General features: G+C 69.3%; 22 protein-coding genes. 4 read left to right on the top strand and 18 right to left on the bottom strand.

Annotated features, from left to right (window positions below; genetic code table 11):
- Positions 1 to 123 precede the first annotated feature (123 nt).
- The 12 genes from murC to ESP51_RS14010 all read right to left on the bottom strand — a co-directional run bounded on the left by murC (position 124) and on the right by ESP51_RS14010 (position 14149).
- On the bottom strand, positions 124 to 1524 hold the full coding sequence (gene murC / locus ESP51_RS14065; RefSeq protein WP_129521526.1) for a UDP-N-acetylmuramate--L-alanine ligase: 1401 nt from the start codon (positions 1522 to 1524) through the stop codon (positions 124 to 126).
- Between the two features lie 91 nt (positions 1525 to 1615).
- On the bottom strand, positions 1616 to 2716 hold the full coding sequence (locus ESP51_RS14060; RefSeq protein ID WP_129521525.1) for a UDP-N-acetylglucosamine--N-acetylmuramyl-(pentapeptide) pyrophosphoryl-undecaprenol N-acetylglucosamine transferase: 1101 nt from the start codon (positions 2714 to 2716) through the stop codon (positions 1616 to 1618).
- The gene (gene ftsW / locus ESP51_RS14055; RefSeq protein ID WP_129521524.1) at positions 2713 to 3963 is read right to left on the bottom strand and encodes a putative lipid II flippase FtsW; all 1251 of its coding nucleotides are present in this window, start codon (positions 3961 to 3963) and stop codon (positions 2713 to 2715) included. The genes ESP51_RS14060 and ftsW overlap by 4 nt, the downstream gene beginning before the upstream one ends.
- The gene (gene murD / locus ESP51_RS14050; protein ID WP_129521523.1) at positions 3923 to 5488 is read right to left on the bottom strand and encodes a UDP-N-acetylmuramoyl-L-alanine--D-glutamate ligase; all 1566 of its coding nucleotides are present in this window, start codon (positions 5486 to 5488) and stop codon (positions 3923 to 3925) included. Before murD ends, ftsW begins: the two co-directional genes overlap by 41 nt.
- Positions 5473 to 6570 (bottom strand): phospho-N-acetylmuramoyl-pentapeptide-transferase, encoded by a 1098-nt coding sequence (mraY, locus tag ESP51_RS14045; RefSeq protein WP_129521522.1) that lies wholly within the window; start codon positions 6568 to 6570, stop codon positions 5473 to 5475. Before mraY ends, murD begins: the two co-directional genes overlap by 16 nt.
- Positions 6567 to 7979 (bottom strand): UDP-N-acetylmuramoyl-tripeptide--D-alanyl-D-alanine ligase, encoded by a 1413-nt coding sequence (locus tag ESP51_RS14040; RefSeq protein WP_129521521.1) that lies wholly within the window; start codon positions 7977 to 7979, stop codon positions 6567 to 6569. The genes mraY and ESP51_RS14040 overlap by 4 nt, the downstream gene beginning before the upstream one ends.
- A complete protein-coding gene (locus ESP51_RS14035) occupies positions 7976 to 9523 on the bottom strand; it encodes a Mur ligase family protein (protein ID WP_129521520.1) in 1548 nt (515 codons plus the stop codon). Before ESP51_RS14035 ends, ESP51_RS14040 begins: the two co-directional genes overlap by 4 nt.
- A gap of 13 nt (positions 9524 to 9536) precedes the next feature.
- Positions 9537 to 11336, bottom strand: a complete 1800-nt coding sequence (locus tag ESP51_RS14030; RefSeq protein WP_129521519.1) for a peptidoglycan D,D-transpeptidase FtsI family protein — start codon at positions 11334 to 11336, stop codon at positions 9537 to 9539.
- Positions 11337 to 11386: 50 nt separating this feature from the next.
- A complete protein-coding gene (ftsL, locus tag ESP51_RS14025) occupies positions 11387 to 11971 on the bottom strand; it encodes a cell division protein FtsL (RefSeq protein WP_129521518.1) in 585 nt (194 codons plus the stop codon).
- Entirely contained in the window at positions 11968 to 12921 is a 954-nt protein-coding gene (gene rsmH / locus ESP51_RS14020) for a 16S rRNA (cytosine(1402)-N(4))-methyltransferase RsmH (RefSeq protein ID WP_129521517.1), read from the bottom strand. The genes ftsL and rsmH overlap by 4 nt, the downstream gene beginning before the upstream one ends.
- 103 nt (positions 12922 to 13024) lie before the next feature.
- Positions 13025 to 13456: a division/cell wall cluster transcriptional repressor MraZ gene (gene mraZ, locus ESP51_RS14015; RefSeq protein ID WP_129521516.1), complete on the bottom strand. Its 432-nt coding sequence runs from the start codon at positions 13454 to 13456 to the stop codon at positions 13025 to 13027.
- Positions 13457 to 13765: 309 nt separating this feature from the next.
- On the bottom strand, positions 13766 to 14149 hold the full coding sequence (locus tag ESP51_RS14010) for a DUF3040 domain-containing protein (RefSeq protein WP_129521515.1): 384 nt from the start codon (positions 14147 to 14149) through the stop codon (positions 13766 to 13768).
- Positions 14150 to 14223: 74 nt separating this feature from the next.
- On the opposite strand from ESP51_RS14010, the gene ESP51_RS14005 reads away from it, so the two are divergent.
- On the top strand, positions 14224 to 15336 hold the full coding sequence (locus ESP51_RS14005; RefSeq protein ID WP_129521514.1) for a polyprenyl synthetase family protein: 1113 nt from the start codon (positions 14224 to 14226) through the stop codon (positions 15334 to 15336).
- A gap of 81 nt (positions 15337 to 15417) precedes the next feature.
- Here the strand turns inward: ESP51_RS14005 and ESP51_RS14000 are convergent, their stop codons facing one another.
- Positions 15418 to 15756: an Rv2175c family DNA-binding protein gene (locus tag ESP51_RS14000; protein ID WP_129521513.1), complete on the bottom strand. Its 339-nt coding sequence runs from the start codon at positions 15754 to 15756 to the stop codon at positions 15418 to 15420.
- A gap of 173 nt (positions 15757 to 15929) precedes the next feature.
- Here ESP51_RS14000 and ESP51_RS13995 point away from each other — a divergent pair, with 173 nt between their 5' ends.
- On the top strand, positions 15930 to 17165 hold the full coding sequence (locus ESP51_RS13995; RefSeq protein ID WP_129521512.1) for a muramidase family protein: 1236 nt from the start codon (positions 15930 to 15932) through the stop codon (positions 17163 to 17165).
- Positions 17166 to 17310: 145 nt separating this feature from the next.
- The gene (gene pknB / locus ESP51_RS13990; protein WP_422386853.1) at positions 17311 to 19200 is read left to right on the top strand and encodes a Stk1 family PASTA domain-containing Ser/Thr kinase; all 1890 of its coding nucleotides are present in this window, start codon (positions 17311 to 17313) and stop codon (positions 19198 to 19200) included.
- A gap of 133 nt (positions 19201 to 19333) precedes the next feature.
- Here pknB and ESP51_RS13985 read toward each other — a convergent pair whose 3' ends face one another.
- The 3 genes from ESP51_RS13985 to ESP51_RS13975 all read right to left on the bottom strand — a co-directional run bounded on the left by ESP51_RS13985 (position 19334) and on the right by ESP51_RS13975 (position 22478).
- Positions 19334 to 20704 carry a class II 3-deoxy-7-phosphoheptulonate synthase gene (locus tag ESP51_RS13985; RefSeq protein ID WP_241843174.1) on the bottom strand — a complete coding sequence of 457 codons (1371 nt, stop codon included), beginning with the start codon at positions 20702 to 20704 and terminating at the stop codon, positions 19334 to 19336.
- 82 nt (positions 20705 to 20786) lie between these two features.
- Positions 20787 to 21476: a lysophospholipid acyltransferase family protein gene (locus tag ESP51_RS13980; protein ID WP_129521509.1), complete on the bottom strand. Its 690-nt coding sequence runs from the start codon at positions 21474 to 21476 to the stop codon at positions 20787 to 20789.
- A 51-nt stretch (positions 21477 to 21527) separates the two neighbouring features.
- Positions 21528 to 22478 (bottom strand): ROK family glucokinase, encoded by a 951-nt coding sequence (locus ESP51_RS13975; RefSeq protein WP_129521508.1) that lies wholly within the window; start codon positions 22476 to 22478, stop codon positions 21528 to 21530.
- A gap of 152 nt (positions 22479 to 22630) precedes the next feature.
- Between ESP51_RS13975 and ESP51_RS13970 the strand changes: the two genes are divergently transcribed.
- The gene (locus tag ESP51_RS13970) at positions 22631 to 24466 is read left to right on the top strand and encodes an AMP-dependent synthetase/ligase (protein WP_129521507.1); all 1836 of its coding nucleotides are present in this window, start codon (positions 22631 to 22633) and stop codon (positions 24464 to 24466) included.
- 73 nt (positions 24467 to 24539) lie between these two features.
- On the opposite strand, the gene def is transcribed toward ESP51_RS13970, so the two are convergent.
- Positions 24540 to 25031 carry a peptide deformylase gene (gene def, locus ESP51_RS13965; RefSeq protein WP_129521506.1) on the bottom strand — a complete coding sequence of 164 codons (492 nt, stop codon included), beginning with the start codon at positions 25029 to 25031 and terminating at the stop codon, positions 24540 to 24542.
- Between the two features lie 11 nt (positions 25032 to 25042).
- Positions 25043 to 26431, bottom strand: coding sequence for a MinD/ParA family ATP-binding protein (locus tag ESP51_RS13960; RefSeq protein WP_241843173.1), 1389 nt, complete (start codon positions 26429 to 26431; stop codon positions 25043 to 25045).
- Between the last annotated feature and the right edge of the window lie 10 nt (positions 26432 to 26441).

Raw genomic sequence — 26441 nt, 5'->3', positions numbered from 1 at the left:
GCCGTCGTCGCCGTTGCAGCCGATTCGCGCGCGGCCGGCGCCGCGTCGGCGGGCTTCGGCCGCCCGGCACGACGCTTGGCCGGCTGGTCGAACCCCTGCGGCCGCTTCACGCGCCGCGCACCCTCATCCGCGCTCCCGCTCGAGCGAGCCGAGCAGTTGCGGCACGATGCGATACACGTCGCCGCAGCCGAGGGTGATCACGAAGTCGCCCTCGCGCGCGATGCGGGCCGTGTAGTCGGCGGCCTCCTGCCAGTCGGGCACGAATGCGACGTGCGTCGGGTCGGTGAATCGCTCGCTCACGAGCGCGCCGGTGACGCCGGGCTCGGGGTCTTCACGCGCCCCGTAGACGTCGAGCACGACGGTCTCGTCGGCGAACCGCTCGAGCACCTCGGCGAACTCGTTCGCGAACAGCCTCGTGCGGCTGTAGAGGTGCGGCTGGTGCACCGCGATGATCCGCCCGGAACCCACGACGGTGCGCGCCGCCGAGAGGGCGGCGGCCACCTCGGTCGGGTGGTGCGCGTAGTCGTCGTAGACGCTCACGCCGCCGACGGTGCCGTGCAGTTCGAAGCGGCGGCCGGTGCCGGCGAACCGGGCGATGCCGTCGAGGGATGCCGCCGGGTCGAACCCGAGGCCCACGAGCACGGCGAACGCGCCGGCGGCGTTGATCGCGTTGTGCCGGCCTGGGATGCGGAGCGTGGCGCGGTGGTCGGCGCCCTGGTAGGAGACCGCGAACGAGACGGGACCGTCGGTCTCGATGGAGTGCACGCGCACCGCGGCATCCGCCGCCTCGCCGAAGGTGACCACCCGCTCATGCGAGAGCCGCTCGGAGACGCGCTTGGCGCCCGCGTCGTCGGACGAGATGACGACGAACTCACGGGCACGGTCGGCGAAATCGACGAACGCCTGCTCGAACGCCTCGAGCGACCCGTAGTGGTCGAGATGGTCGGCATCGACGTTCGTGATCAGGGCGACCGAGGTGTCGTAAAGCAGGAACGAGCCGTCGGACTCATCGGCCTCGACGACGAAGAGCTCCCCCTCGCCCGCCGACGAACTCACGCCGAGCTCCTCGATGACGCCGCCGTTCACGAAGCTCGGGTCGGCGCCGAGCTCGAGCAGGGCCGTGATGATCATGCCCGTCGAGGTGGTCTTGCCGTGAGCACCCGCGACCGAGACGAGTCGCTGGCCGGCGATCAGCCAGGCGAGCGCCTGCGAGCGGTGCAGCACCGGGAGCCGTCGCTCGAGTGCCAGCTGGTACTCGGGGTTGTTCTCCCACAACGCACCGGTCACGACGACGGCATCGGCATCGCCCAGGTTCGCGGCGTCGTGGCCGATCGCGATCTCGGCGCCGAGCTCGCGCAGGACCGCGATGTTGTCGGAGTCGCGCACGTCGGAGCCCGTGACGCGATGGCCCGCGCCGAGGAAGAGCCGTGCGATGCCGCTCATGCCCGATCCGCCGATGCCGACGAAGTGCACGGCGCCGAGCTCGGCGGGGATCTGGACGGTGAGGTCGGGCTTGATGGTCACGGGGTGCGGGTCTTCCTCGGTGTGGTCGATCTCGGTGTGGTCGATGAATCGTTCGGGCTGGAGCGGGGCCGCGGCATCCGCTCACTCAACGTTACGCGCCTCGCGCGGACTCGCCGGCTCCCCCGCCGAGCGCGGTGTCGACGAGCGCGACCATTCGATCGGTGCCGTCGCGATGGCCGACGGATGCCGCGGCCTCGGCCATCGCCGCGACGCGCGCCCGGTGGCCGAGGATCGGCGCGAGCTCGACGGTGACCCACTCGGGCACGAACGCCGCGTCGTCGACGAGGATGCCGCCGCCTGCTGCGACGACCTCGGCCGCATTGAATCGTTGCTCGCCGTTGCCGACGGGATAGGGCACGTAGACGGCCGGGATGCCGAGCGCCGCGAGTTCGCTCACGGTTGCGGCGCCGGCCCGGGAGACCGCGAAGTCGGCGAGGGCGAGAGCGAGATCCATGCGATCGGCGTATTCGACCATGCGATAGCCGGCCATCGCCGGGTCGGCGACCTCGGACGCCGCTCCCGTGATGTGCAGCACCTGCCACCCGGCATCCGTGATCGCCCGTGCGCTGTCGACGACCGTGCGATTGATGCGACGCGCGCCGAGCGAGCCGCCGGTCGCCAGCAGCATGGGGCGATCGGGATCGAGGCCGAAGAACGCCGCTGCCTCGGCCCGCAGCGCCGCGCGGTCGAGCGATTCGATCTCGGGGCGGAGCGGCATGCCGACGACCTGCGCGCGAGGGAGGGGCGTGCCGGCGAACGCGACGCCGACGGCGGCCGCCGATCGTGCGCCGAGGCGGTTGGCGAGACCGGGTCTCGCGTTCGCCTCATGGATCGCGACGGGCACGCCCTCGCGGCGTGCCGCGAGATACGCGGGCGTCGACACGTAGCCGCCGAAGCCGACGACGACGTCGACGCCGCGATCGGCGATGATGGCGCGCACGTCGTCGATCGAGCGTCGGAACAGGGCGGGGAACGCGAGCGCCGCGCGGTTCGGGCGCCGCGGGAAGGGCACCTTCGCGATCGTGAGCAGCTCGTAGCCGCGCGCCGGGACGAGCCTCGACTCGAGGCCCTCGGCGGTGCCGAGCACGAGCACGAGCGCCTCGGGGTCGCGTTCGCGCAAGCGACCGGCGACCGCGAGCAACGGGTTCACGTGACCGGCGGTGCCCCCGCCGGCCAACAGGTAGACGGTCATCGCAGCGGACTCCCCGCCGCGCGTGCCTTGCGGGCCTCGGCGCGCGCCGCCGCTCGAGCCGGCGCTTCGGGATCGCGCGCGACCGAGAGCACGACGCCGATCGCGAAGAGCGTCGTGAGCAGGGCGGTGCCGCCCGCCGAGACGAGCGGAAGGGGAACACCGAGAACGGGGAAGACGCCGAGCACGACACCGATATTGACACAGGCCTGACCGATGATCCACACGAGCACCGCCGCCGTCACTGCACGTGCGAACTGCGTGCGAGCCGCCCTGAGCACGCGCGCGAACGTGACGGCGAGCACGACGAAGAGGGCGATGACGACGATCGCGCCGATGAGGCCGAGCTCTTCGCCGATGATCGCGAAGATGAAGTCGTTGTCGGCGGCCGGCAGCCACGACCACTTCGCCGCCGAGTTCCCGAGCCCGACCCCGAACACCCCGCCGTTGGCGAGGGCGAACATCCCGTGCTGGATCTGGTAGCAGTCCTCCTGGTCGTACTGCGAGCAGTTCTCCTCGAGGAAGGCCGTGATGCGTCGCATCCGGCTGTCGCTCGAGACGGCGACGAGGACGAAGGCGATCGCACCGATGAAGACCGGCGGCAGCAGGAGGCGGAACCGGACGCCGATGAGGAAGAGCGCGCCGAGGAGCATCGCGCCCATGATCATGACGGTGCCGAGGTCGCCGCCGAGGAGCACGAGCCCGATCGAACCGCCGCCGACGAGCAGGATCGGCAGGATGCCCCGCCGGAACTCGCCGAGGTACGGTTCCTTCTTCGTCACGATGAGTCCGAGCCACATGACGAGGGCGACCTTGATGAGCTCCGACGGCTGGAACTGCACCGGTCCGATCGCGAGCCAGTTCGTGTTGCCGCCGACGGTGATGCCGAGCGGGGTCGCCACCACGAGGAGTTGCAGCACGCACGAGACGATGAGGGCGGGCCACGCCATGCGCATCCACAGCGTCTCGGGCATCCGGCTCGCGATGAGCATGATCGGAATCCCGAAGAGCGCGTAGAGACCCTGCCGGGTCGCCTGCACGAAGAACCCGCCGTCATCGAGGTGCGACTCGACCGACGACGAGGACAGCACCATGATGAGCCCGAACACGACGAGGAACAGCGTCGTGCCGAGCAGCAGGAAGTAGTCCTTCGACTCGACGCGGAACACGCGGCCGAGCCCGATGCGGGCAGCCCAGGCGCCCGTCTGCTCAGCCTTCGCTGGGCGGCTCTTGCGGGGCGGGGTCGCCATCCGCCTCACCCCCAAGCTGTGCGATGACCGCGTCGTGGAATCGCCGGCCGCGGTCGGCGTAGTCGGCGAACTGGTCCATGGATGCCGCGGCCGGCGCGAGGAGCACGGTGTCGCCCTCCCCCGCGACCGCCGCAGCGAGTGCGACCGCCTCGGGCATCACGTGTTCAGTGTCATCCGCTTCGACCTCGAACACGGGCAGTGCCGGCGCGTGTCGTGCGAATGCGGCGACGAGCTCGGTGCGATCGACGCCGATCACGATGGCGGCGCGAAGGCGCGGCGCGTGTGACGCCACGAGGGCGTCGGCGTCGACCCCCTTCAGGAGCCCGCCGACGATCCAGACGACCTGCCCGAACGCCCGCAGTGAGGCCTCGGCGGCGTGAGGGTTCGTGGCCTTCGAATCATCGATCCAGCGGATGCCGCCGGCCACCGCGACCGTCTCGATGCGGTGCGCGTCGAGATGGAATTCGCCGAGCGCGTCGTGGATGACCTCGACGGGAACACCGAAGGATCGCGCGAGCGCCGATGCCGCGAGGATGTTGGCCACCACGTGCGGTGCGGCGAGGCCGTGCCGCTCGAGCTCGCCGACCGTCACGATCTCGAGCGCGGAGGTCTGCCGCTCCTCGAGGAACGCACGGTCGCAGAGGATGCCCTCGACGACGCCGAAGTCGCTCGGCCCGGGGACGTCGAGCCCGAACCCGATCGCCCGGGCTCCTTCTTCGACGTCGGCATCGCGCACCATCTGCTCGGTCGCCTCGTCGCCGCGGTTGTAGACGCACGCGACCTTGGTGTTCGCGTAGACGGTGGCCTTCGCCGACCGGTACGCCTCGGCGGAGCCGTGCCAGTCGAGGTGGTCGTCGGCGACGTTCAGGCACACGCTCGCCGACGGGTGCAGGGCTCCAGGGCCGGTGGTCGGCAGGTGGTGGAGCTGGTAGCTCGAGAGCTCCACGACGAGCACGTCGAATCCGCCCGGGTCGCGCACGGCGTCGAGCACGGGCACGCCGATGTTCCCGCAGGGCGCCGCGCGCAGGCCGTTCGCCGCGAGGAAGGTCGCCGTGAGCTGCACCGTCGTGGTCTTGCCGTTCGTGCCGGTCACGAGGATCCACTCGGCGGCGTCGACCTTGTCGCGCACGCGCCAGGCGAGCTCGATGTCGCCCCAGACGGGCGTGCCGGTCTCCTGCGCCCATTCCAGCACGGGGTGGTCGGGGTGGAACCCGGGCGAGGCGACGATGAGCTCAGGGGCGAACTCCACGAGCCCGGCGGGCACCGAGTCGAGCGGATGCCGCAGCAGCTCGGCCCCGATGACCTCGAGGATGCGCGCCCGGTCGTCGTCGGCCTCGGGCGCGAGCACGAGCACCTTCGCGCCGAGCTCGGTGAGCGTGTCGGCGACGGCGAAGCCCGTGACGCCGAGTCCGAGCACCGCGACGCGGAGTCCGCTCCAGTCGGCGTGCCAGCTCGTGAGGGAGTCGAGGCGGGCGGTTGAGCCGTGCGGGCTCGCGGCGGCATCCGACGTCAACTCTGCAGCCATTCGAAGTAGAAGCTGCCGACGCCGGCGGCGACGAACAAGCCGCCGATGATCCAGAACCGGACGACGATCGTGACTTCGGCCCATCCCTTGAGCTCGAAGTGATGGTGGATCGGGCTCATCAGGAAGATGCGTTTGCCGCGGGTCAGCTTGAAGTAGGCACGCTGCACGATGACCGAGCCCGTCTCGATCACGAAGAGGCCGCCGATGAGGAGGAGCAACAGCTCGGTGTGGCTCACGATCGCGAGGGCCGCGAGGGCGCCGCCGAGCGCGAGCGAGCCCGTGTCGCCCATGTAGATGTGCGCCGGGTTGGTGTTCCACCACAGGAAGCCGATGAGGCCGCCGACGATCGCCGTCGCGACGATCGCGATGTCGAGCGGGTCGCGCACGTCGTAGCTGCGGTAGAAGTCGCTCGGATTGAGGTTCTCGCCGAAGCGCGACTGGTTGAACTGCCAGAAGCCGATGATGACGAACGAGCCGATCGCGAGGATCGAGGCGCCCGTGGCGAGCCCGTCGAGTCCGTCGGTGACGTTCACCGCGTTCGAGGTGCCGGCCGTGATGAGGCAGATCCAGAGCACGTAGAGGATCACGCCGCCGACGGTGCCGAAGACGATGAAGTCGAGGTCGAGGTCGCGGATGAACGAGATCTTCGTGTTGGCAGGGGTCACGCCCTGCGCGTTCGGGAACTGCAGCGCGAGCAGGGCGAACGTGGTCGCCACCGCGACCTGCCCGGCGACCTTCGCCCAACCACCGAGCCCGAGGCTCTGCTTCTTGCGGGTCTTCAGAAAGTCGTCGATGAAGCCGACGGCCCCGAGGCCCACCATCATGAGCAGCACGAGCAGCCCCGACTCGGTCGGCGGCTCGTTGCTCACCAGCAGGGTCGCGACGAAATAGCCGAAGAGGGTGCCGAGGATGAAGATGATGCCGCCCATCGTGGGCGTGCCGCGCTTGACGTGGTGGCTCTTCGGACCGTCGTCGCGGATGAACTGGCCCCACCCGAGCCGCGTGAACAGGCGGATGAACAACGGGGTCAGAAACAGCGTGAAGGAGAGCGACAGGGCTCCGGCAGTCAGCAGTGCTCTCACGAGAACCATTCTCCCAGTCGGTCGCCCAGGTGACGCAGGCCGGCCGAGTTCGACGATTTGACGAGCACCGTGTCACCGGGCTGGATAGAGGACACGAGGAGGTCGAACGCCTCATCGGCGGTCTCCACGTAGGCGGATTCGCCGTCCCACGAGCCTTCGTTGATGGCCGTGATGTGCAGGCGCCGGGCGCCCTTGCCGACGACGACCAGTTGCGACACGCCGAGTCGCACGGCGAGCAGCGCGATGCGGTCGTGCTCCTCGCCCGAGAACTCGCCGAGCTCGCTCATCTCGCCGAGCACGGCGATCGTGCGCCCGCCGGGGGCCTTGACCTGCGCCAGGGTCTTCAGCGCAGCGGCCATCGAGTCGGGGCTCGCGTTGTAGGCATCGTTGATGATCGTGACGTCGTCGCGGCCGCCCATGAGCTGCATGCGCCAGCGCTCGGCGAGGGAGACCGACTCGAGGGCCTCGACGATGGCCGGCAGCGCCACGCCGAGTTCGACGGATGCCGCGATCGCCGCGAGGGCGTTCATGACGTGGTGCTCGCCGAGCACGCCGAAGCGCACTCGTGCGTGCTCGCCGCCCCGCAGGACGACCGTGAACTCGGTGCCGCGGGAGTGCGCGACGACGTCGACGGCTCGTACGTCGGCCGATTCGCCGAGTCCGAACCACACGACTCGAGCGGCGGTGAGGTCGGCCATTGACACCACGCGCGGGTCGTCGGCGTTCAGCACCGCGACATCCGTGGCGAGCAATTCGGTGACCATCTCGGACTTCGCACGCACGGTCTGCTCGATGCCGCCGAACCCTCCTGCATGGGCGAGGCCCACCTTCAGGACGATGCCGATGTCGGGCTTGGCCAGACGGATGAGCCGGGCGATCTCGCCGACCGCGCTCGCGCCCATCTCGGCGACGAGGAATCGGGTCTCGTCGGTGAGCTCGAGCATCGTGATCGGCGCACCCACCTCGTTGTTGAACGATGCGCGCGCGGCGACCGTGGGACCCACTCGCTCGAGCACCGTGCGGAGGAGGTTCTTCGTGGTCGTCTTGCCGTTGGATCCGGTGACGCCGACGATGCGGAGCTGTCCGTGGGAGCGCACGCGACGTACGACCTCTGCGGCGATCGCGCCGAGCGCGTCGACCGAGTCGGCCACGACGAGCTGGGGCACCGGCACGTCGAGTGGTCGTTCGACGACGAGGAGGGCGGCGCCCTGTTCCGCGGCGGCGGGGGCGAAGCGGTGGCCGTCGTCGAACTCTCCGCGCTTGGCGACGAACACGCCGCCCGCCGAGACCTCGCGGGAGTCGGTCGTGACGGCGCCGGAGACGACCGTCTCGGGCGTCGCGTCGGTTCCCTCGAGGTGGAGCTCGCCGGGGGCGGCCACTGCGAGCTCTGCGAGCGTGAGCGCGATCATTCGAGCCACCCGGCGTCGCGCAACGCCTGCTTCGAGTCCTCGCGGGCCGAATACGGGATCTTCACGCCTCGCACCTCGTGGTAGTCCTCATGACCCGGCCCCGCATACAGGATCGCATCGCCCTCGCCTGCGAGGGCGAGCGCGGCGCGAAATGCAGCACGCGGGTCGGGAACCTCGTGGATCTCGCGCTCGGGCACCGCCTCGCGTGCGCCCGCGATGAGCGCCGCGCGGATGGCGGCCGGGTCTTCGAATCTGGGATGGAAGTCGGTGACGACGACCACGTCGGCGCCGCGGGCCGCGATCGCGCCCATCTCGGCGCGCTTCGTGGTGTCGCGGTCGCCGTCGGCGCCGAAGACCATCACGAGCTTGCCCGAGGTGAAGCGGCGGATGGCTCCGAGGGTCTGCAGGAACGCATCGGGGCTGTGCCCGTAGTCGATGTAGACGACGGGGCCGCGATCGCCCGAGATGCGCTCGGCGCGACCCGGGATGTAGGCGTCGACGCCGCCGTCGCGCTCGAGCACGTGCGCGATGCTCTCGAGGTCGATGCCCGATTCGACGAGCATGATGATCGCGAGCGCGGCGTTCGCCGCCATGTACCAGCCGAGCAGGGGCACGCTCGACTCGAGGTGGCGCCCCTCTGGGCCGTCGAGCACGAAGCTCGTGTGGGTGGCCGTCTCGTCGAGCACGGTGAGGCGCCAGTCGGCTTCGACGGCGTCGACGGCCGTGAGCGTCGTCACGGGGATACGAGACGCGCCGACGAGTCGCTGCCCCCACTCGGAGTCGACCGTGATCACGCCGCGACGTGCGCGCTCGGGCTGGAACAGCTCGCGTTTCGCGTCGAAGTACTCGTCAAGCGACGCGTAGTCGTCGAGGTGGTCGTGCGTGAGGTTCGTGAACCCGACGACGTCGAACACGAGCCCGTCGACCCGGTGCCGCGAGAGCGCCTGGGCCGACACCTCGATGCCGACCGCGCGCACATCGACCTCGCGCATGCGCGCGAGCAGCGCGTGCAGCTCGCTCGCCTCGGGCGTCGTGAGCGAGCTCGTGACGGCTTCGTCGCCGATGCGCCGTTCGGCCGTCGAGGTGAGACCGGCGACGATGCCGAGCTGGCGGAGGATGCCGTAGAGCAGGTAGACGACGCTCGTCTTGCCGTTCGTGCCGGTCACGGCGAACAGGGTCGCGGGATTCTCGGCCGTGCGGTGGATCCACGCCGCGACTTCGCCGAGCGCGGCTCGCGCGTCGGGGGTCACGAGGATCGGCAGCCCGGCTCCCGCGGCCCGTTCGGCGCCGGTCTCGTCGGTGAGCACGGCGACCGCTCCGGCATCGCGAGCGGCGGCCGTGAAGTCGGCTCCGTGCGCGTTCCGGCCGGGAACGCCGACGTAGAGGTCGCCGGGGCGCACCGTCTCCGACGAGAGTGCCGCGCCGGTGATCTCGAGACCGTCGACATCGCCGCGCACCTCGAGGCCGAACGCCTCGGCGAGGCCGTGGACGGATCGGGGGCTCGGATGCTGCGGCCGGAGGGCCGTGGGAGGCGATCCGGTCACGAACCCAACTTTCTCACCAGGTGGCTGGCAGCTCGGGCGCCGGGGCGCCGGATGGAACGGTCCGATACTTCTTCAGCACTTGGCTCATCACCTGCTGGAAGACGGGAGCGGAGGCGGCGGACGAATTCATCTTAACCGGATTCATGATGCTCACCGAAACGACGAACTCGGGGTCGTCGGCCGGGGCGAAGCCCGAGACCGACACCAGGTGGCCGGTCAGGTAGCCGCCTTCGCCATCGGCGACCTGCGCCGTGCCGGTCTTCGCCGCCACCCGGTAGCCGGGGATCTCCCACTCGTCGGCGAGCCACCCCTCGAGGTACACGCGCTCGAGCATCTGGCTCGTCTGGTCGGCGGCGCTTTCGGAGATGACCTGCGTTCCGGTGGACTCGGTCGCGGTGACGTCGCCGTTCTCGTCGCGACATCCGTCGACGAGGGTGACGGGCATGCGCACGCCGCCGTTCGCGATCGTCTGGTAGGCGCTCGCGATCTGCACCGCCGTCGTCGTGAGCCCCTGGCCGAACATCGTCGCGTACTTGGTCTGGCTGTCCCACCCGTCGGGGCCGCCGTGCAGGTCGCCGGGCTCCTCCCCCGGAAACCCGACCTCGGTGCGCTCGCCGAGCCCGAACGCGAGCATGTCGTCGTAACGCTCCTGGTCGGTCAGGCGCTCGCCGAACATCGACATGCCGGTGTTCGACGAGTCGACGAGCACGCCTGTCAGGGTGTACGGCGTTGGTCCGTGGAAGAAGCTGTCGTTGATGTTCGCGCCGTTCGGCGGCAGGTACCGGTAGTCCGCGAGGATCTCGCTGAGGGGGGTGGCCTTGCCCTTGTCGATGACGGATGCCGCGGTAAGCGCCTTGAACGTCGATCCGGGTTCGAACGGGGCGGTGAACGACCGTGATCCGCGGTCGCCCGCGGGCGTCGCAGCGGGGTCGTTCGGGTCGACCGTCGGCACGTCGCCGACGGCGAGGAGCCGGCCGGTCTTCGCCTCCATGACCGTGACCGTCGCCCAATCGGCCCCGGTCGCCTGCACTTGCGCCTCGGCCGCTCGCTGCACGAACCACTGCAGGTCGCTGTCGATCGTGAGCTCGAGGGTGCCGCCGTTGCGCGCCTCCTTGTGCACGACCTCGGTTCCGGGGATCGTCACCCAGTCGCGGAGGCTGTGCAGGTAGCTGACCTGCCCGTTCTCGCCGGCGAGGCATTCGTCTTCGGCGAGCTCGAGGCCCGCGACCGCATTGCCGTCGGGGTCGACGAATCCGATGAGATTGCCGGCCACGGCACCGTTGGGGTATCGACGGCTCGCGTGCTCGTAGGGTTCGACCCACGGGATGTCGAGTGCCTTCACCGCTTCATAGGTCGGAGTGTCGACGAGCTTGGCGACGTAGGCGAAGTCGGACTTCGGGTCGGCGGCGAGGTGGCTGTCGATGATGGCGAGCACCTCTTCGCCCGTGATGCCCACGGCAGCGCCGAGCTCTGCGGCGACCTGTTCGAGCGGGACCTTCTGGGTCGTCGTCTTCGCGGGATCAGCGGGGTCGGGGACCTCGCGGTCGACTGGTCCGGCGTTCTTCGGCGAGAGGGCGATGTCGTACCGGATGACGCTGTCGGCGAGCACCTTCCCGTTGGCGTCGACGATGTCGCCGCGCGCGCCGTAGGTGGTCACCGGTTGGGACCGGGCGTCTTCGGCCTGCACGTTGAGCTCGGCGGCGCGCACCACCTGGATGTCGACGAGCCGCACGACGAAGACGCCCACGAGCGCGACGAGGACGACCGCCGCGATCAGGATGCGACGCATCGGGTGCCGGCTGATGCGATTCATCCGTTCCCCGTCCCCGTTCTCGTCATCGTCGTGCTGCCCGCCGCGCGTGTTCAGTGCGTCGCGGGCGTCGGGAGTCCGTTGCCGGCCGGCGGTGCGGCCGCCTGGTTCGGCGTCGCGGGGTCGGCGGCATGCTCGGGCTTCGCCGCGTTCTCAGCATTGCCGCTCTGCTGCTCGGTCACGAGCGGCACGCCGTCGATGAGGGTGTTCGGCACGAGCGGAGCGGATGCCGCTGCGCCGCCGGTCGCGGCGGTCGGCTGCCCGAGCACCGCCCCGTCGGACAGTCGCAGGTACACCGGGCTCGAGTTCGGCACCATGCCGAGCGCCTCGGCGTTCATCGCGAGGAACTGCGGCGACTCGACTCGATCGAGGTCTTCGGTGAGCGTCTGCTGCTCGCGTGCGAGCTCGGCCTGGGCCACTTGGTACTTGTCGAGCTCGTAGGCGCCCTGCGTGACCGCGATGGAGAGCAGCAGCTGCGCGACGATGATGACCGCGACGCTGCCGAGGGCGATCACCGCATAGCCGAGCGTGGGCTTGGCGCGCGCGATCGCGCGTTCGGGAGCAGGACGGAGCCGCCGCTGGCGCTCCGTCTCGATGCGACGTGGGGCTGGTAGGGACTGGGCCGGCACAGCGCTCATGACGGCCTCCTCACTCGTTCGGCGGCGCGCAGTCGCACCGGCTTCGCACGCGGGTTCTCCGCTTGTTCTGACTCGCTCGCCTGTTCTGCTCCGCGTACGAGCAGCTTGAAGTTCGGTCGGTGTTCGGGCAGTTCCATGGGCAACCCGGCGGGTGCACTGGAGCTCGCCGCGGCCTGGAGTGCCCGCTTGACGATGCGGTCCTCGAGCGACTGGTAGGCGAGCACGACGATGCGACCGCCGACGGCGAGCGTGTCGAGAGCGGCCGGCATCGCAGCCTGCAGCACCGAGAGCTCTTCGTTCACCTCGATGCGCAGCGCCTGGAAGACCCGCTTGGCCGGATGCCCCTGCCGTTGCACCACGACGGGCGTCGCCGCCGTGATGATCTGGACGAGCTGGGCCGAACGGGTGATCGGAGCCTCCGCCCTCGCACGCACGATCGCTCGCGCATACCTCGCCGCGAGCTTCTCCTCGCCGTAGTCGAGAAAGATGCGCTTGAGCTCGTCTTCGCTCTCTTCGGCGATGACGTCGGCCGCGGTGCGCCCCTGCGTGAAGTCCATCCGCATGTCGAGCGGCGCGTCCTTCGAGTAGGCGAACCCGCGCTCGGCCCGATCGAGCTGCAGCGACGAGACGCCGAGGTCGAAGAGCACGCCCTGCACCTCACGGAATCCCTCGGATCGCACGGCGCGCGCGATGCCGTCGTAGACCGTGTGCACGAACCGCATGCGGTCGCCGAAGGCCGCGAGGCGCTCACGGGCGATCTCGAGGGCGTCGGGGTCGCGATCGAGCCCGATCACGGTGAGGTTCGGGAAGCGCTCGAGGAATGCGCGAGTGTGTCCGCCCATGCCGAGCGTGGCATCGACGAGCACCGCGCCCTCGCGATCGAGGGCGGGAGCGAGCAGCTCGACCGTGCGGTCGAGCATCACCGGGGTGTGAATACGTTCGAAGTCCATAGTTCCGCCTTGCCTTCGGGGCCTCGGGTTCCGATCCCCATCCGTTCGTCCTGGTGCGGGGAAGTGCATCAGGCGCGGCCGGCTGGGAGTCGGAGCCAGAGGATCAGAAGAGCCCGGGGATCACCTCCTCCGCCGTGTCTGCGAAGGCCGCCTCCTGCTCGGCGAGGTATTTCTGCCACGCCGTTGCATCCCAGATCTCCACCCGGCTGCCTGTGCCGATGACCGTGAGGTCTCGGTCGAGCCCCGCATAGCTGCGGAGCGTGGCGGGGATGGTGACGCGATGCTGTTTGTCGGGGGTCTCCGCTGACGCCCCGGAGAGGAAGACGCGCATGTAGTCGCGCGCCTGCTTGCTCGTCACCGGGGCTTGGCGGATCTTGTCGCTCATGCTCTCGAACTCCCGCACGCTGAACACGTAGATGCAGCGCTCCTGGCCTCGTGTGAGCACGAGGCCGTTCGACAACTCCTCACGGAACTTCGCCGGAAGAATGACTCGACCTTTCTCGTCGAGCTTTGGTTCGTAGCTTCCGAGGAACATCGCGTCACCCCCTTTCCTCCGGCCAGAATCCAGGTGACCCCACTTTACTCCACTCTCATCCACCAATCAACGACATTCACTCGTTTTCGGCGGTTGGGGCATGGGAGTTCCCTGTGAATACGCGGCTGTGAGCGGGTGGAGGGAAATGGAGCACGCTCGCTCCCCGACGGCGCGGCGGCTCGTCAGGCCAGGCGGATCAGCGCGCTGAGCCGCCCCAAAGGGTGGTCGCACGGCCCTCGGGCGGCATTCCGGGCATGAAAAAACGGGCCGATCCGAAGATCGACCCGTGAAGTGGTGGGAAGTGGAGGGTTACTCGCGACCCTCTTGACGACGATCCCAGCGGTCGTTCATGCGATCCATGAACCCGCCCCCCGACCGAGCGGTGCGCTTTGCGGTGGTCGGCTCCCCAGGGGCGGCCGACATGGGCCCGCGCTTCGAAGGGGTGATGGCGATGAGCACACCGCCGAACATCAGGGCGAAGCCGACGATGCCGACCACGAGATTCTGCAGTGCGACCCCTGCGATGAGCGCGGCGATGCCGGCGACGGCGAGGAGGATTCCGAGCACGATCGATCGGTAGTTGGGGCGGCGTCCACGAACTCCGCCGACTGCATGCACGAAGTCGGCGTCATTGCGATAGAGGTTCCGCTCCATCTCCTCGAGAAGACGTTGCTCCTGCTCTGAAAGCGGCATCTCATTCCCCTCAGGCTCGGGATCGACGCATCCGATTCCATTCTAGCGCCGCGCCGCCTCGCTAGGCTAGGCGGGTGGCTCACGGTTCCCGGCTGGTCGATCTGGTGCACGAACGCATCGAGGATTTCCTCGCCGAACGCTCTTCTATTCTCCGCTCCATCAGCAGCGACCTCGAACCGCTCGATGCGTTCTCAAGGCGCTTTCTCAGCGGAGGCAAGCGCTTCCGGGCGCTGTTCTGCTATTGGGGCTGGGAGGCGGTGCGCGCGCGCGGGTTCGACGCGTATGCGAGCGACGGTGAGAGCGACCGCTTTCCGGTCGTCTCCGCGGCATCCGCCCTCGAACTCTTCCACGCAGCCGCGCTCGTGCACGACGACATCATCGACAGTTCCGACACGCGGCGGGGGGCGCCATCGGCCCACCGGCTCTTCGAGCAATTGCACGACGACTCGGGCTGGGCGGGCAGCGCCCCCGGATTCGGCCGTGCGTCGGCGATCCTCCTCGGCGACCTGCTGTTGGGGTGGAGTGACGAACTGCTCGACGAGGGACTCTCCGCACTGCCCGACCGAGCCTCTGCTCGCGCGGCGCGCGCCGAGTTCGTTCGCATGCGCACCGAGGTGACGGCCGGGCAGTACCTCGACGTGCTCGAGGAGCGGGCGTGGCTGACGAAGCCCGACTCCGAGCAGCGATTGCGCGCCGAACGGGTCATCGTCTACAAGGCCGCGAAGTACAGCGTCGAGGCGCCGCTCACGATCGGCGGCGCGATCGCCGGGGCCACGAGCGCGCAACTCGAATCGCTCCGCGAGTTCGGCCTGCCGCTCGGCATCGCCTACCAGTTGCGCGACGACCTGCTCGGCGTGTTCGGCGACCCCGACGTCACAGGCAAGCCGAGCGGCGACGACCTGCGCGAGGGCAAGCGCACGGTGCTCATCGCGATCGCGCGCGAGCGCCTCGCGCCCGGCCAGCGCCGGCTGCTCGACGAGCTGCTCGGCGACCCCGAGCTCGACGCCGAGCAGGTGGGGATGCTCCAGAGCACGATCCGGCAGTGCGGAGCGGTCGACGAGATCGAGCGGATCATCGCCGAGCACGTGGCACGGGCGACCGCCGTGCTCGCCGAGGCGCCGCTGAGCCGCGACGCGCGAGCAGAGCTCGGCTCGCTCGCGAAGGCCGTCACCAGGCGGGCGCACTGACCAGGGTCTGAGCCGGCAGGCGCGGATGCCGCGAGCCGCGCCGCGAACGACGTGCGCCCGCTCAGGCGGACGTGTGCTTGCTCAGGCGAGCGCTTGTGCGATGCGGCGGACCTCGGCCTTCCGGCCGGCGCGGAGGGCGGTGATCGGCGTCGTGCCGAGGCTGTCTTCCTCGGACAGCAACCACTCGAGCGCCTCGTCGTCGCTGAATCCGGCGTCGGCGAGCACCATGGCGGTGCCGTGCAGCTCATGCAGCGGCTCGCCGTCGCGGAGGAACGACGCGGGCACCTTCAGCACGCCGTCGATGCGCGTGGCGAGCAGGTGTCGGTCGTCGATGAGCCTGCGGATACGGCTGGGGCTCTGCCCGAGCAATTCAACGAGGTCGGGAACAGTCAGCCATTCGGGCTGGGAGGCGTCGGTCACCCCTCAAGACTGCCATGATCGGCGGGACAGCCGGAAGCGGGACTCACGGAATTCGCCGCCGCCGGTGCGCGCGCGCGGAGTCGGCGGACGCGCGGCGAGGTGTTTGACTCCCCTATTTGCCTGTGCGACGGTTGGCGCGGGAGCCGGCATCGGACGCCGGCGAAGGGGGAACAATGCACCACCAGTCCGAGGCCGCCGCGGCCGATCCCGCGCCCACAACCGAAACAGTCGAGCCCGACAGAACTCGACGACGGCGCATCCGTCGCTTCCTCACCCTGCCACTGGCCGTCGTGAGCACCATCGCGGTGACACTCGGCATCGCCCAGCCCGCCGAGGCTGCTCCACAGCAGTCGAAGCGCCAGCCGAAAGCGAAGTCGACGACCGCAAAGCCCATGAGCGCGGCGGTGAGCGCCCCGGCATCCGTTCCGTCGGAGTACACCGTCGCCGACGGCGACACCGTGAGCAGCATCGCCGAGCGATTCGGTCTCGCCACGGCCGAGCTGCTCGCGCACAACGGGCTCGGCTGGTCGAGCCTCATCTTCCCCGGACAGCGTCTCGCGCTCCCCGGCGGCGGTGCGACCGCCGCTGCGCCGAGCCCCGAGGCGGAGATCGTGAAGCACGTGGTCGTCTCGGGCGACACGGTGAGCGGCATCGCGGCCGCCTACGGCCTCGACGTCGACCAGCTGCTCAGCGCGAACGGGCTCAGTCGCCAGAGCCTCATCTTCCCCGGGCAGGCGATCGTGCTGCCGCCGGTGAACGGCACCACGGTTGCTGCTGCGCCCGCCCAGGCGCCGGCGCCCTCGCCGCCCGAGACGGCGACGGAGGACACCCACGTCGTCGTCGACGGCGACACCCTCTGGGACATCGCGGCACGCAACGACGTCGGCGTGCAGGAGCTCATCGCCGCCAACGGCCTCGACGCCTCGGGGATCATCCAGCCCGGACAATCCCTGCGAATCCCCCGCCCCATCGCCGTGACGACCGTGGCCTCGGTAAGCGTCGCGCTCACCGACGAGATGCGGGCCAACGCCTCGATCATCATCCAAGTCGGTCGTGCGCTCGGCGTCCCCCACCAGGGCATCGTCGTCGCTCTCGCTGCAGCGGCGCAGGAATCGGGCCTGGCGAACGTGCAGCACGGCGACCTCGACTCCCTCGGCCTCTTCCAGCAGCGGCCGAGCCGGGGCTGGGGCACCGTCGAGGAGGTACTCGATCCCGTGCGCGCCACGACCGCCTTCTACGGCGGCCCGGCGAACCCGAACGCGGGCCGCACCCTCGGCCTGCTCGACATCGCAGGCTGGGAGTCGATGACCGTCACGCAAGCGGCACAGGCCGTGCAGCAGAGCGCGTTCCCCGACCACTACGCGAAGTGGGAGACATCAGCTCGGGCCTGGCTCTCCGAGCTGGGGTGACCGCGCGCACCGATTCGCGCGACGTCTCGGCGCAACACCCGCGTATCACGATGGGATTGCGATCCGCGCGTCCGCGGCGTTTGTTCAAGTTCAGGCATATGGGTGTTCGTAGACTCGAACGGTGACCACCGCGCCCGCAGATCCGATGATCGGCCGTCTTGTCGACGGCCGCTATCAGGTGCGCTCGCGAATCGCCCGCGGCGGCATGGCCACCGTGTACCTTGCGACCGACCTGCGCCTCGAGCGCCGTGTCGCGATCAAGGTGATGCACGGGCACCTCGCCGATGACAACTCGTTCAAGACGCGCTTCGTTCAAGAGGCCCGTTCGGCCGCTCGCCTGGCACACCCCAACGTCGTGAACGTGTTCGACCAGGGTCAGGACTCCGATATGGCGTATCTCGTCATGGAGTACCTCCCCGGCATCACGCTGCGCGAGCTGCTCAAGGACTACAAGACCCTCACTCCCGAGCAGACGGTCGACATCATGGACGCCGTGCTCGCGGGCCTTGCTGCGGCGCACAAGGCGGGCATCGTGCACCGCGACCTGAAGCCCGAGAACGTGCTGCTCGCCGACGACGGCCGCATCAAGCTCGGCGACTTCGGTCTCGCTCGGGCCACGAGCGCGAACACGGCCACGGGCCAGGCGCTGCTCGGCACCATCGCCTACCTCTCCCCCGAGCTCGTCACGCGTGGCGTCGCCGACGCGCGCAGCGACATCTACTCGGTCGGCATCATGATGTACGAGATGCTCACCGGCGCCCAGCCCTACGTGGGCGAGGCACCGATGGCGATCGCCTACCAGCACGCGAACGACTCCGTGCCCACGCCGAGTTCGAAGAATCCCAACGTGCCCGCCGAGCTCGACGAGCTCGTACTGTGGGCCACCGTCCGAGACCCCGAGGAACGCCCGCGCGACGCGCGCGAGATGCTCGATCGCCTTCGAGAGGTCGAGCCGGTGATCCGCGGTCCGCAATCGCCGCGCACCGAACAGGGCACGATGGTGCTGACGGATGCCGCGGTGCCGGCAGGTGCGGCCACGGCGGCGACGCAGGTGATCGGCCCGCGCGTCGCACCCACGGCGACGACGACGCTGGAGGCATCCGAGGGCGACGACACCACCGCACTCGCCAAGGGCGCAGAGCGCCGCAAGCGGCGCGGCTACTGGATCTTCGCCCTCGTACTGCTGCTCACGGGGCTCGCGGCGGGCACCGGCTGGTACTTCGGCGCCGGCCCGGGCGCGCTCGCGACCGTGCCCGAGACGGCGACGCTCCTTCCCGATCGGGCGACCGAGTTGCTCGAGGAGGCGGGGTTCGAGGTGAAGCTCGGCCAGCGCAACGATCCCGTCGTGCCGGTCGACAAGGTGTCGGGCACCGACCCAGAGGCCGGACGGCAGGTGCGGCGGGGCACCACCATCACGCTCTTCGTCTCGATCGGACCGCGCATGTTGAGCGTGCCGGCAGTGCTCGGGTTGCCCGAGGCCGACGCCCGCGCGCAACTGAAAGACTTCACGGTCGCCGAGCAGAACGCCGGGCAGTTCTCCTCCGACGTCGCCGCCGGCTCCGTCATCGCCGTCCTCGACGCCGATGGCGCGCCGGTCGGCGCGACCTACGCCGAGCTCCGCGACCTCACGCTCGTCGTCTCACTCGGCCCGGTGCCCGACGTCACCGGCCTCCCCGTCGGCGAAGCCGCGGCCGCGATCGAGCAGGCGAAGCTCGTTGTCGGTTACGCCGACGCCGAATTCAGCGACGACGTGCCGGCCGATCACGTGATCTCCGCGACTCCCGCGACCGATCCGGTTCGGCAAGGCGACACGATCGTGCTCACGCTCTCGAAGGGCCAAGACCTCGTCGAGGTGCCGAACGTGATCACCGGCCAGACGATCGCGCAGGCACGAGCGCAACTCGAAGCACTCGAGTTCGCGGTCACGTCGAACGTGCCCGCCTTCCTCGAGGGCGCCGTCATCGCCTCGGTGCAGAGCCCCGCCCCCGGTGAGATGCTCAAGCGCGGCTCCGAGGTCACCGTCAACTTCGGCTGAGCGGTCGCGGTTCCGCGCGATCGCCGCGGTCGCCGATGGTCGCCGATGGTCGCCTCGATCGGCTTGAGCGGAACGCGTCGCCCGGCCAGGCAGCAGCGCGGGGCATCCGTTGCCGGACGCCCCGCGTGCCTGGTCAGCGGGCCGAGAGCTCCTCGGCCACGAGGAACGCGAGCTCGAGCGACTGCATGTGGTTCAACCGCGGGTCGCAGAGCGACTCGTAGCGCGTCGCGAGCGTCTCTTCGTCGATGTGCTCGGAGCCTCCGAGGCACTCGGTGACGTCATCGCCGGTGAGCTCGACGTGGATGCCGCCGGGATGCGTGCCTGCGGCGCGGTGCGCCTCGAAGAAGCCCTTGACCTCGTCGACGACGTCGTCGAAGCGACGCGTCTTGTAGCCAGTGGGGGTCGTGATGCCGTTGCCGTGCATCGGATCGGTGACCCACAGCGGGTTCGCGTCGCTCGCCTTGATCGCCTCGAGGAGGGGCGGCAGGGCATCACGGATCCTGCCTGCGCCCATTCGCGTGATGAAGGTGAGCCGACCCGGCTCGCGGTGGGGGTCGAGCTTCTCGACGAGCTCGAGCATGACCTCGGGCGTCGTGGTCGGACCGAGCTTCACTCCGAGCGGGTTGCGCACGCGCGACAGGAAGTCGACGTGCGCGCCGTCGAGCTCACGAGTGCGCTCGCCGATCCAGATGAAGTGCGACGACGTGTCGTAGGGCGTGCCGGTGCGCGAGTCGATGCGCGTCATCGGCCGTTCGTAGTCCATGAGCAGGCCCTCGTGGCCCGTGTAGAACTCGGTGTGCTTGATCGCCTCGAAGTCGGCGCCACACGCCTCCATGAACTTGATCGCGCGATCGATCTCGCGAGCCATCGACTCGTAGCGGGCGTTCGCCGGGTTGGTGGCGAACCCCTGGTTCCACGAGTGCACCTGGCGGAGATCGGCGAACCCGCCCTGCGTGAACGCGCGAATGAGATTGAGCGTCGACGCCGCCGTGTGGTACCCCTTCACGAGACGTGCAGGGTCGGCTGCGCGCGACTCGGGCGTGAAGTCGTAGCCGTTGACGATGTCGCCGCGGTACGCGGGCAGGCTGACGTCGCCGCGCGTCTCGATGTCGCTCGAGCGCGGCTTGGCGAACTGGCCCGCCATGCGGCCCATCTTCACGACCGGCATCGAGGCGCCGTACGTGAGCACGACCGCCATCTGGAGCACGGTCTTCACACGATTGCGGATCTGGTCGGCCGTGGCGCCCGCGAAGGTCTCTGCGCAGTCGCCGCCCTGCAGGAGGAACGCCTCGCCGCGAGACGCGGCCGCGAGCCGGTCGCGCAGGATGTCGACCTCGCCCGCGAACACGAGCGGCGGCAGCGTTGCGAGCTCTGCGGATGCCGCGTGCGCCGCCTCGGGGTCGGGCCACGCCGGCTGCTGCTTGATCGGCAGCGTGCGCCAATAGTCGAGGCCGGCAATGACGGAGGGATCTGCATTGACGATCGGCTCGACGAGCTGTACCACGGGAGTGTCCTGGAGGGTTCGGGCGCACTGGGCGCCGGGAATGGATAACGGCGTCGCACGCTGCGACCGCCGCTCAACGAGCCTATCGCGATTGCGTGGCCCGCTGCTCCTTGACCGAACTCGCATACACGTCGACGTATTCCTGCCCGCTGAGTTCACGCAAGTCGTAGACGAGCTCATCGGTCACAGAGCGCAACACGAATCGGTCACCCTCGAGCCCCTCGAATCGGCTGAAATCGAGCGGCTCGCCGAACACCAGGCCGATGCGGCGCACCTTCGGCAACCGGGTGCCGATCGGCATGACGCGCTCGGTGCCGATCATGGCGACGGGGATGACCGGCACCCCGGCCTCGAGCACCATGCGGGCCACTCCGGTGCGCCCGCGGTAGAGGCGTGCGTCGGGGCTCCGGGTCCCCTCGGGATAGATCCCGAGGATGTGGCCCTCGCCGAGCACGCGAAGGCCGGTCTCGAGCGACGCCTCCGACGCCTTGCCACCCGAGCGGTCGATCGGCAGCTGTCCGGCGGCCTGGAAGAACACCCGCGTCGCCCAGCCCTTCAGCCCCTTGCCCGTGAAGTACTCGCTCTTGGCGAGGAAGATCACGGGGCGGTCGACGACGAGCGGCAGGAAGATCGAGTCGATGAACGAGAGGTGGTTGCTCGCGAGCACGACGGCGCCCTCTTTCGGCACGTGCTCGAGCCCCACGACCCAAGGGCGGAAGATCGACAGCAGGATCGGCCCGACCACGAGGTTCTTCATGATCCAGTAGAACACTGTGCTGCCCCTTCCCGGCCAGTGGTCACGCCCAGCCTATCGCCGGGCGATTCAGGCGTGTTCGGCGACCCACACCCGGGCGAGGTCGGCTGCGCCGACGACCCCGGCGTCGTTCTCGAGTTCTGCGATCACGAAGTCGGGTTCGGGGTGGTATCCACGCGCCGGCAGGTGCTCGAGGTACGCCTCGCGCACCGGACCGAGGAGGAGCTCGCCGGCGACGGCCACGCCTCCGCCGAACACGAATCGCTGCGGGTCGAGCACGGCCGACAGGCTCGCGGCCGCCTGGCCGAGCCAGTGACCCAGCTGGCGGAGCGCAGCGACGGCTCCCGGGTCCTCGACTTCGATGAGCGCGCCGACGGAACGGCCGTCGAGCGACCCGTGCTCGTCGCGCACGCGTGCGAGACCCTGCCCGATGCCCCCGGCGTCGGCGATCTCGTTGGCCATGCGGAGCAGCGCCCTTCCGGAGCCGTACTGCTCGAGGCATCCGCGCTGGCCGCAACCGCACGCGAGGCCGTCGGGCACGACCCGCAGGTGGCCGAGCTCGGCGCCCGCCCCGAAGCCACCACGGAACAAGCGGTCTCCGGCCACGATCGCGCCGCCCACGCCGGTGCCGATCGTGAGCATGGCCATGTCGCTCACCATGCGACCCGCGCCGAAGCGGAACTCGGCCCAGCCTGCGGCGTTCGCATCGTTGTCGACGACGACGGTCGTGCCGACTCGAGCCTCGAGCTTCTCGCGGAAGGGTTCGTTGCGCCAATTGATGTTGGGGGCGTAGTACACGGTGGACTGTGCGGCGTCGATGAAGCCCGCTGCGGCGACGCCCACGGCGGTGATCTCGTGTTCCGCGCTGAGCGAGCGGATCATCGCGACGACGGCGTCTTCGAGGCTGGCCGGGTCGCCTGCGGGAGTGGGCACGCGCTCGCTGCGCACCATCGCTCCGAGGTCGTCGACGACCGCACCGGCGATCTTCGTACCACCGATGTCGATTCCGATCGCGTGCACCGGCAACTGCCTTCCAGGAGAGGGGTGAAGTCGAGACGCGCCAGGCCCTGATGGCCGGGCGGGCAACGACTAGAGTGTAATGGACCCCAATGCCGAGGTTTGCGCAAGCACCCGCGCCGCGCGTGACCCTCCCCGGTGCCGAAGGAGCTACCGTGATCGAATTCGCTACCCCAGCCGTGGTGGCCCCTGACCCTGAGGCGAACACCACCGATCTCCTCGTCGATCGCGTAGCTGCGACTCCCGACTCCGTGCTGTTCTCGTTGCCCACCGCCGACGGCGGATGGTCGCCGGTGACGACTCGTGAGTTCTACGACCAGGTCATCGCCCTCGCGAAGGGCCTCGTCGCTGCCGGCATCCAGCCCGGCGACAAGATCGGCCTCATGTGCAAGACGCGCTACGAGTGGACCCTGATCGACTTCGCGACGTGGTTCGCCGGAGCGGTGCTCGTTCCGATCTACGAGACGAGCTCGCCTGCGCAGGTGCGCTGGAACCTCTCCGACTCCGGTGCCATCGCCGTCATCGTCGAGACGCCCGATCACTTCGCCCGCTTCGACGAGGTGCATCCCGAGCTCCCTGCCATACGCAGCGTGTGGCAGATCGACCTCGGCGACCTCGACAAGCTCACGGCCGCGGGCACCGAGGTGGCCGACGACGAGATCGAGCGCCGCCGCAATCTCGCGGTCGGCTCCGACATCGCTACGCTCATCTACACGTCCGGGTCCACCGGCAAGCCGAAGGGCTGCGTGCTCACCCACTCGAACTTCGTCGAGACCTCTCGAAACGCCGCCATCGCGCTGAAAGAGGTCGTGCTCGATCCGAACGGCGCCTCGACGCTGCTGTTCATCACGACCGCGCACATCTTCGCGAGGTTCATCGCCGTGCTGAGCGTGCACGCCGGCGTGCGCGTCGGCCACCAGCCCGACACGAAGCAGTTGCTGCCGTCGCTCGGCACCTTCAAGCCGACCTTCCTCCTCGCCGTGCCGCGAGTGTTCGAGAAGGTCTACAACGTCTCCGAGCAGAAGGCCGAGGCGGGCGGCAAGGGCAAGATCTTCCGCACCGCGGCCGACACCGCGGCCGCCTACTCGATGGCGAAGGCGGCCGGGAGCCATGTGCCGCTTGGACTCAAGCTGAAGTTCCGTGTCTTCGACAAGCTCGTGTACTCGAAGCTTCGAGCGGCGATGGGCGGCAACGTCAAGTACGCGGTGTCGGGGTCTGCGCCGCTCGGCCCACGTCTCGGGCACTTCTACCACTCGCTCGGCATCGTGATCCTCGAGGGCTACGGGCTCACCGAGACCACCGCCCCCGCCACCGTGAACCTCGCGAACAAGTCGAAAATCGGCACCGTCGGCCCGCCCCTTCCCGGCGTCGCGGTGCGCACCGCCGACGACGGCGAGATCGAGATCAAGGGCGTCAACGTCTTCAAGGAGTACTGGAAGAACCCCGAGGCGACCGCAGCGACGTTCGACGGCGACTGGCTCAAGACCGGCGACATCGGTTCCTTCGACAGCGACGGCTTCCTGACCATCACGGGTCGGAAGAAGGAGATCATCGTCACGGCGGGCGGCAAGAACGTGGCACCCGCGGCACTCGAGGATCCGATCCGGGCGAACCCGCTCGTCGGACAGGTCATCGCGGTGGGCGACAAGAAGCCCTTCATCTCCGCTCTCATCACACTCGACAACGAGATGCTGCCCGTCTGGCTCAACAACAACGGCGAAGACGCGGGAATGACGGTCGACGAGGCCATCACGAACCCCGCCGTCCTCGCCGAGGTGCAGCGTGCGATCGACGCCGCGAACGAGAACGTCTCGCGTGCGGAATCGATCCGCAAGTTCACGATCCTCCCGATCGAGCTCACCGAGGCGAGCGGTCACCTCACGCCGAAGATGAGCATCAAGCGCAACGTCATCCTCGAGGACTTCTCCCCGCAGATCGAGGCGATGTACTCGGGCGCGCCCGCGACCGAGGGCCACTCGATCGTGCAGTGAGCTGAACCGGGCAGCGGAACGGGCCCTCGCCGACCGGCGGGGGCCCGTGCTCGTTTCGCGGCGGGCTCAGCGCTCAGAACCAGTCGGACTCGCGAACCTGCTTCATCGCAAGGCGCCGCTGCGCCTTCTCGAGTCGATCGAGGTAGAGGATGCCATCGAGATGGTCGGTCTCATGCTGCAGCGCCTGGGCCATGAGGCCGGTTCCCTCGAGCTCGATCTCGTTGCCGTCGAGGTCGATGCCTCGAACACGTGCGAACGGATGTCTCGGTGTCGGGTGCCAGAGGCCGGGCACCGACAGGCATCCCTCCTCGACGAGTTCGGGCTCGCCCGAGACCTCGACGATGACGGGATTCAGGATGTAGCCGACCTCGCCCTCGATGTTGTAGCTGAACGCCCTGACGTTCACCCCGATCTGCGCCGCGGCGACGCCGGCCCGGCCGGGAATCCGCACACTGTCGAGGAGGTCGTCGACGAGCGCGCGCACGCCATCGTCGACCTGTTCGACGGGAGCTGAGATGGTTTTGAGGACGGGGTCGCCGAACAGGCGAATGGGACGTTCCGGCAATTGCGCTCCGATCAATGCCCGCGGTCGACGGGCAGGCCTTCCACCACGAGGGCGGCCAGTTCTCGCGCCGCGTGCTGCGTGACGGGGCGCAATTCATGCCAGTTCACGACCGAGCCGGCCGCGAGCTGCGGATCGTAGGGAATGCGCACGATCTCGCGCACGCGTGACTGGAAGTGCGCCTCGATCTCGTCGACCTTGACGAGGTGGGTGCCTTGCGTTGCAAGGTTGATCGCCACGATGGCGTTGCGCACGAGGTCGCCGTAGCCGTTGGCCTCGAGCCATGTGAGCGTCTCGGATGCGAGCCGCGCCTCGTCGACGCTGCCACCGGAGACGACGACGATGGAGTCGGCGCGCTGCAGCGTCGCGCTCATCACGGAGTGCACGATGCCAGTGCCGCAATCGGTGAGGACGATCGAGTAATACCGCGCCGCGAGGCCTGCCACGATGTTGTAGTCGTTGTCGTCGAACGCCTCGGACAACGTCGGATCGGTGTCGGACGCGAGGATGTCCAGCCGGGTCTCATCGCGCGAGACGAACGACGAGAAGTCGGTGTATCCGCCGATCGATGCGGCCTTCGTCACGACGTCGCGGACCGTCTCACGGGTCTGCCGGTCGACGCGTTCGGCCAGCGTGCCTCGATCGGGGTTCGCGTCGATCGCGATCACGCGGTCGTCGCGCGCATCGGCGAGAGCCATGCCGAGCAGTGCCGTGATGGTCGTCTTGCCGACGCCGCCCTTGCGGGTGAGCACCGGCACGAAGCGGGCGCCGCCCTCGAAGCGCTTCTGGATGCGCTGGCTCATGGCCTTGTGCGCGCGCACCTTCGCCGAGTCGCCGAGGTTGATGAGGTGGAGCGACGCCTCGTAGAGGAAGCGGTTCATGCCACCGTGCGGAGCCGGGCGGGTCGTGCGGTTGAGGTCGATGAGCCGATCGGCGGTCAACGACTCGGGGCGTTCGGGCACCTCGGAGGGCTCGCCCTCGTCACCCGGCAGGTCGACCACCGCGACGTGGGTGCCGGCGGCGGTCGCCCGCTCGCTTGGCGTGCGTGCAGAATCCGAGGCGAGCAGGGCGCTGTAGGGCGAGGGCTCGCGGCGGTAGCCGCTGCGCGCGCCTGAGCCGTGCAGTGCGGGGGTGACCACCTCGATCGACCTGGTGCTCGGGGCGCCTCCCGCCACGGCTCCGGGGTTGACCGTGACATCGTCGATCGCCACGGCGACCTCGTCTTCGGGCATCTCGTGCACGGGCGCCGGCGGCAGGTCGACCCGGAGGTCGACGCTCTCGGACAGTGCGTCTGCCCTGCGCGAGCGGTTCGACCGCGGCAGATCTCCGTGCTCGACGGCCGTCGTGCGGGTCGCGCCCACACGTCGGGTCGCCGGCTTGTGATCGTTTTCGTTCTCAGCCACCGATACCCCT

This window comes from Agromyces albus (assembly GCF_004134825.1).
GTDB lineage: Bacteria > Actinomycetota > Actinomycetes > Actinomycetales > Microbacteriaceae > Agromyces > Agromyces albus.
The sequence above is the reverse complement of the archived record's forward strand: the minus strand, read 5'-3'. Positions and strand labels throughout refer to the sequence as shown.

Coding starts and splice junctions, on each gene's coding strand:
- ESP51_RS14060 (WP_129521525.1), bottom strand. CDS start 2,716: ATGACCGTCTACCTGTTGGCCGGCGGGGGCACCGCCGGTCACGTGAAC.
- ftsW (WP_129521524.1), bottom strand. CDS start 3,963: ATGGCGACCCCGCCCCGCAAGAGCCGCCCAGCGAAGGCTGAGCAGACG.
- murD (WP_129521523.1), bottom strand. CDS start 5,488: ATGGCTGCAGAGTTGACGTCGGATGCCGCCGCGAGCCCGCACGGCTCA.
- ESP51_RS14040 (WP_129521521.1), bottom strand. CDS start 7,979: ATGATCGCGCTCACGCTCGCAGAGCTCGCAGTGGCCGCCCCCGGCGAG.
- ESP51_RS14030 (WP_129521519.1), bottom strand. CDS start 11,336: ATGAATCGCATCAGCCGGCACCCGATGCGTCGCATCCTGATCGCGGCG.
- ftsL (WP_129521518.1), bottom strand. CDS start 11,971: ATGAGCGCTGTGCCGGCCCAGTCCCTACCAGCCCCACGTCGCATCGAG.
- rsmH (WP_129521517.1), bottom strand. CDS start 12,921: ATGGACTTCGAACGTATTCACACCCCGGTGATGCTCGACCGCACGGTC.
- mraZ (WP_129521516.1), bottom strand. CDS start 13,456: ATGTTCCTCGGAAGCTACGAACCAAAGCTCGACGAGAAAGGTCGAGTC.
- ESP51_RS14010 (WP_129521515.1), bottom strand. CDS start 14,149: ATGCCGCTTTCAGAGCAGGAGCAACGTCTTCTCGAGGAGATGGAGCGG.
- ESP51_RS13995 (WP_129521512.1), top strand. CDS start 15,930: ATGCACCACCAGTCCGAGGCCGCCGCGGCCGATCCCGCGCCCACAACC.
- pknB (WP_422386853.1), top strand. CDS start 17,311: ATGATCGGCCGTCTTGTCGACGGCCGCTATCAGGTGCGCTCGCGAATC.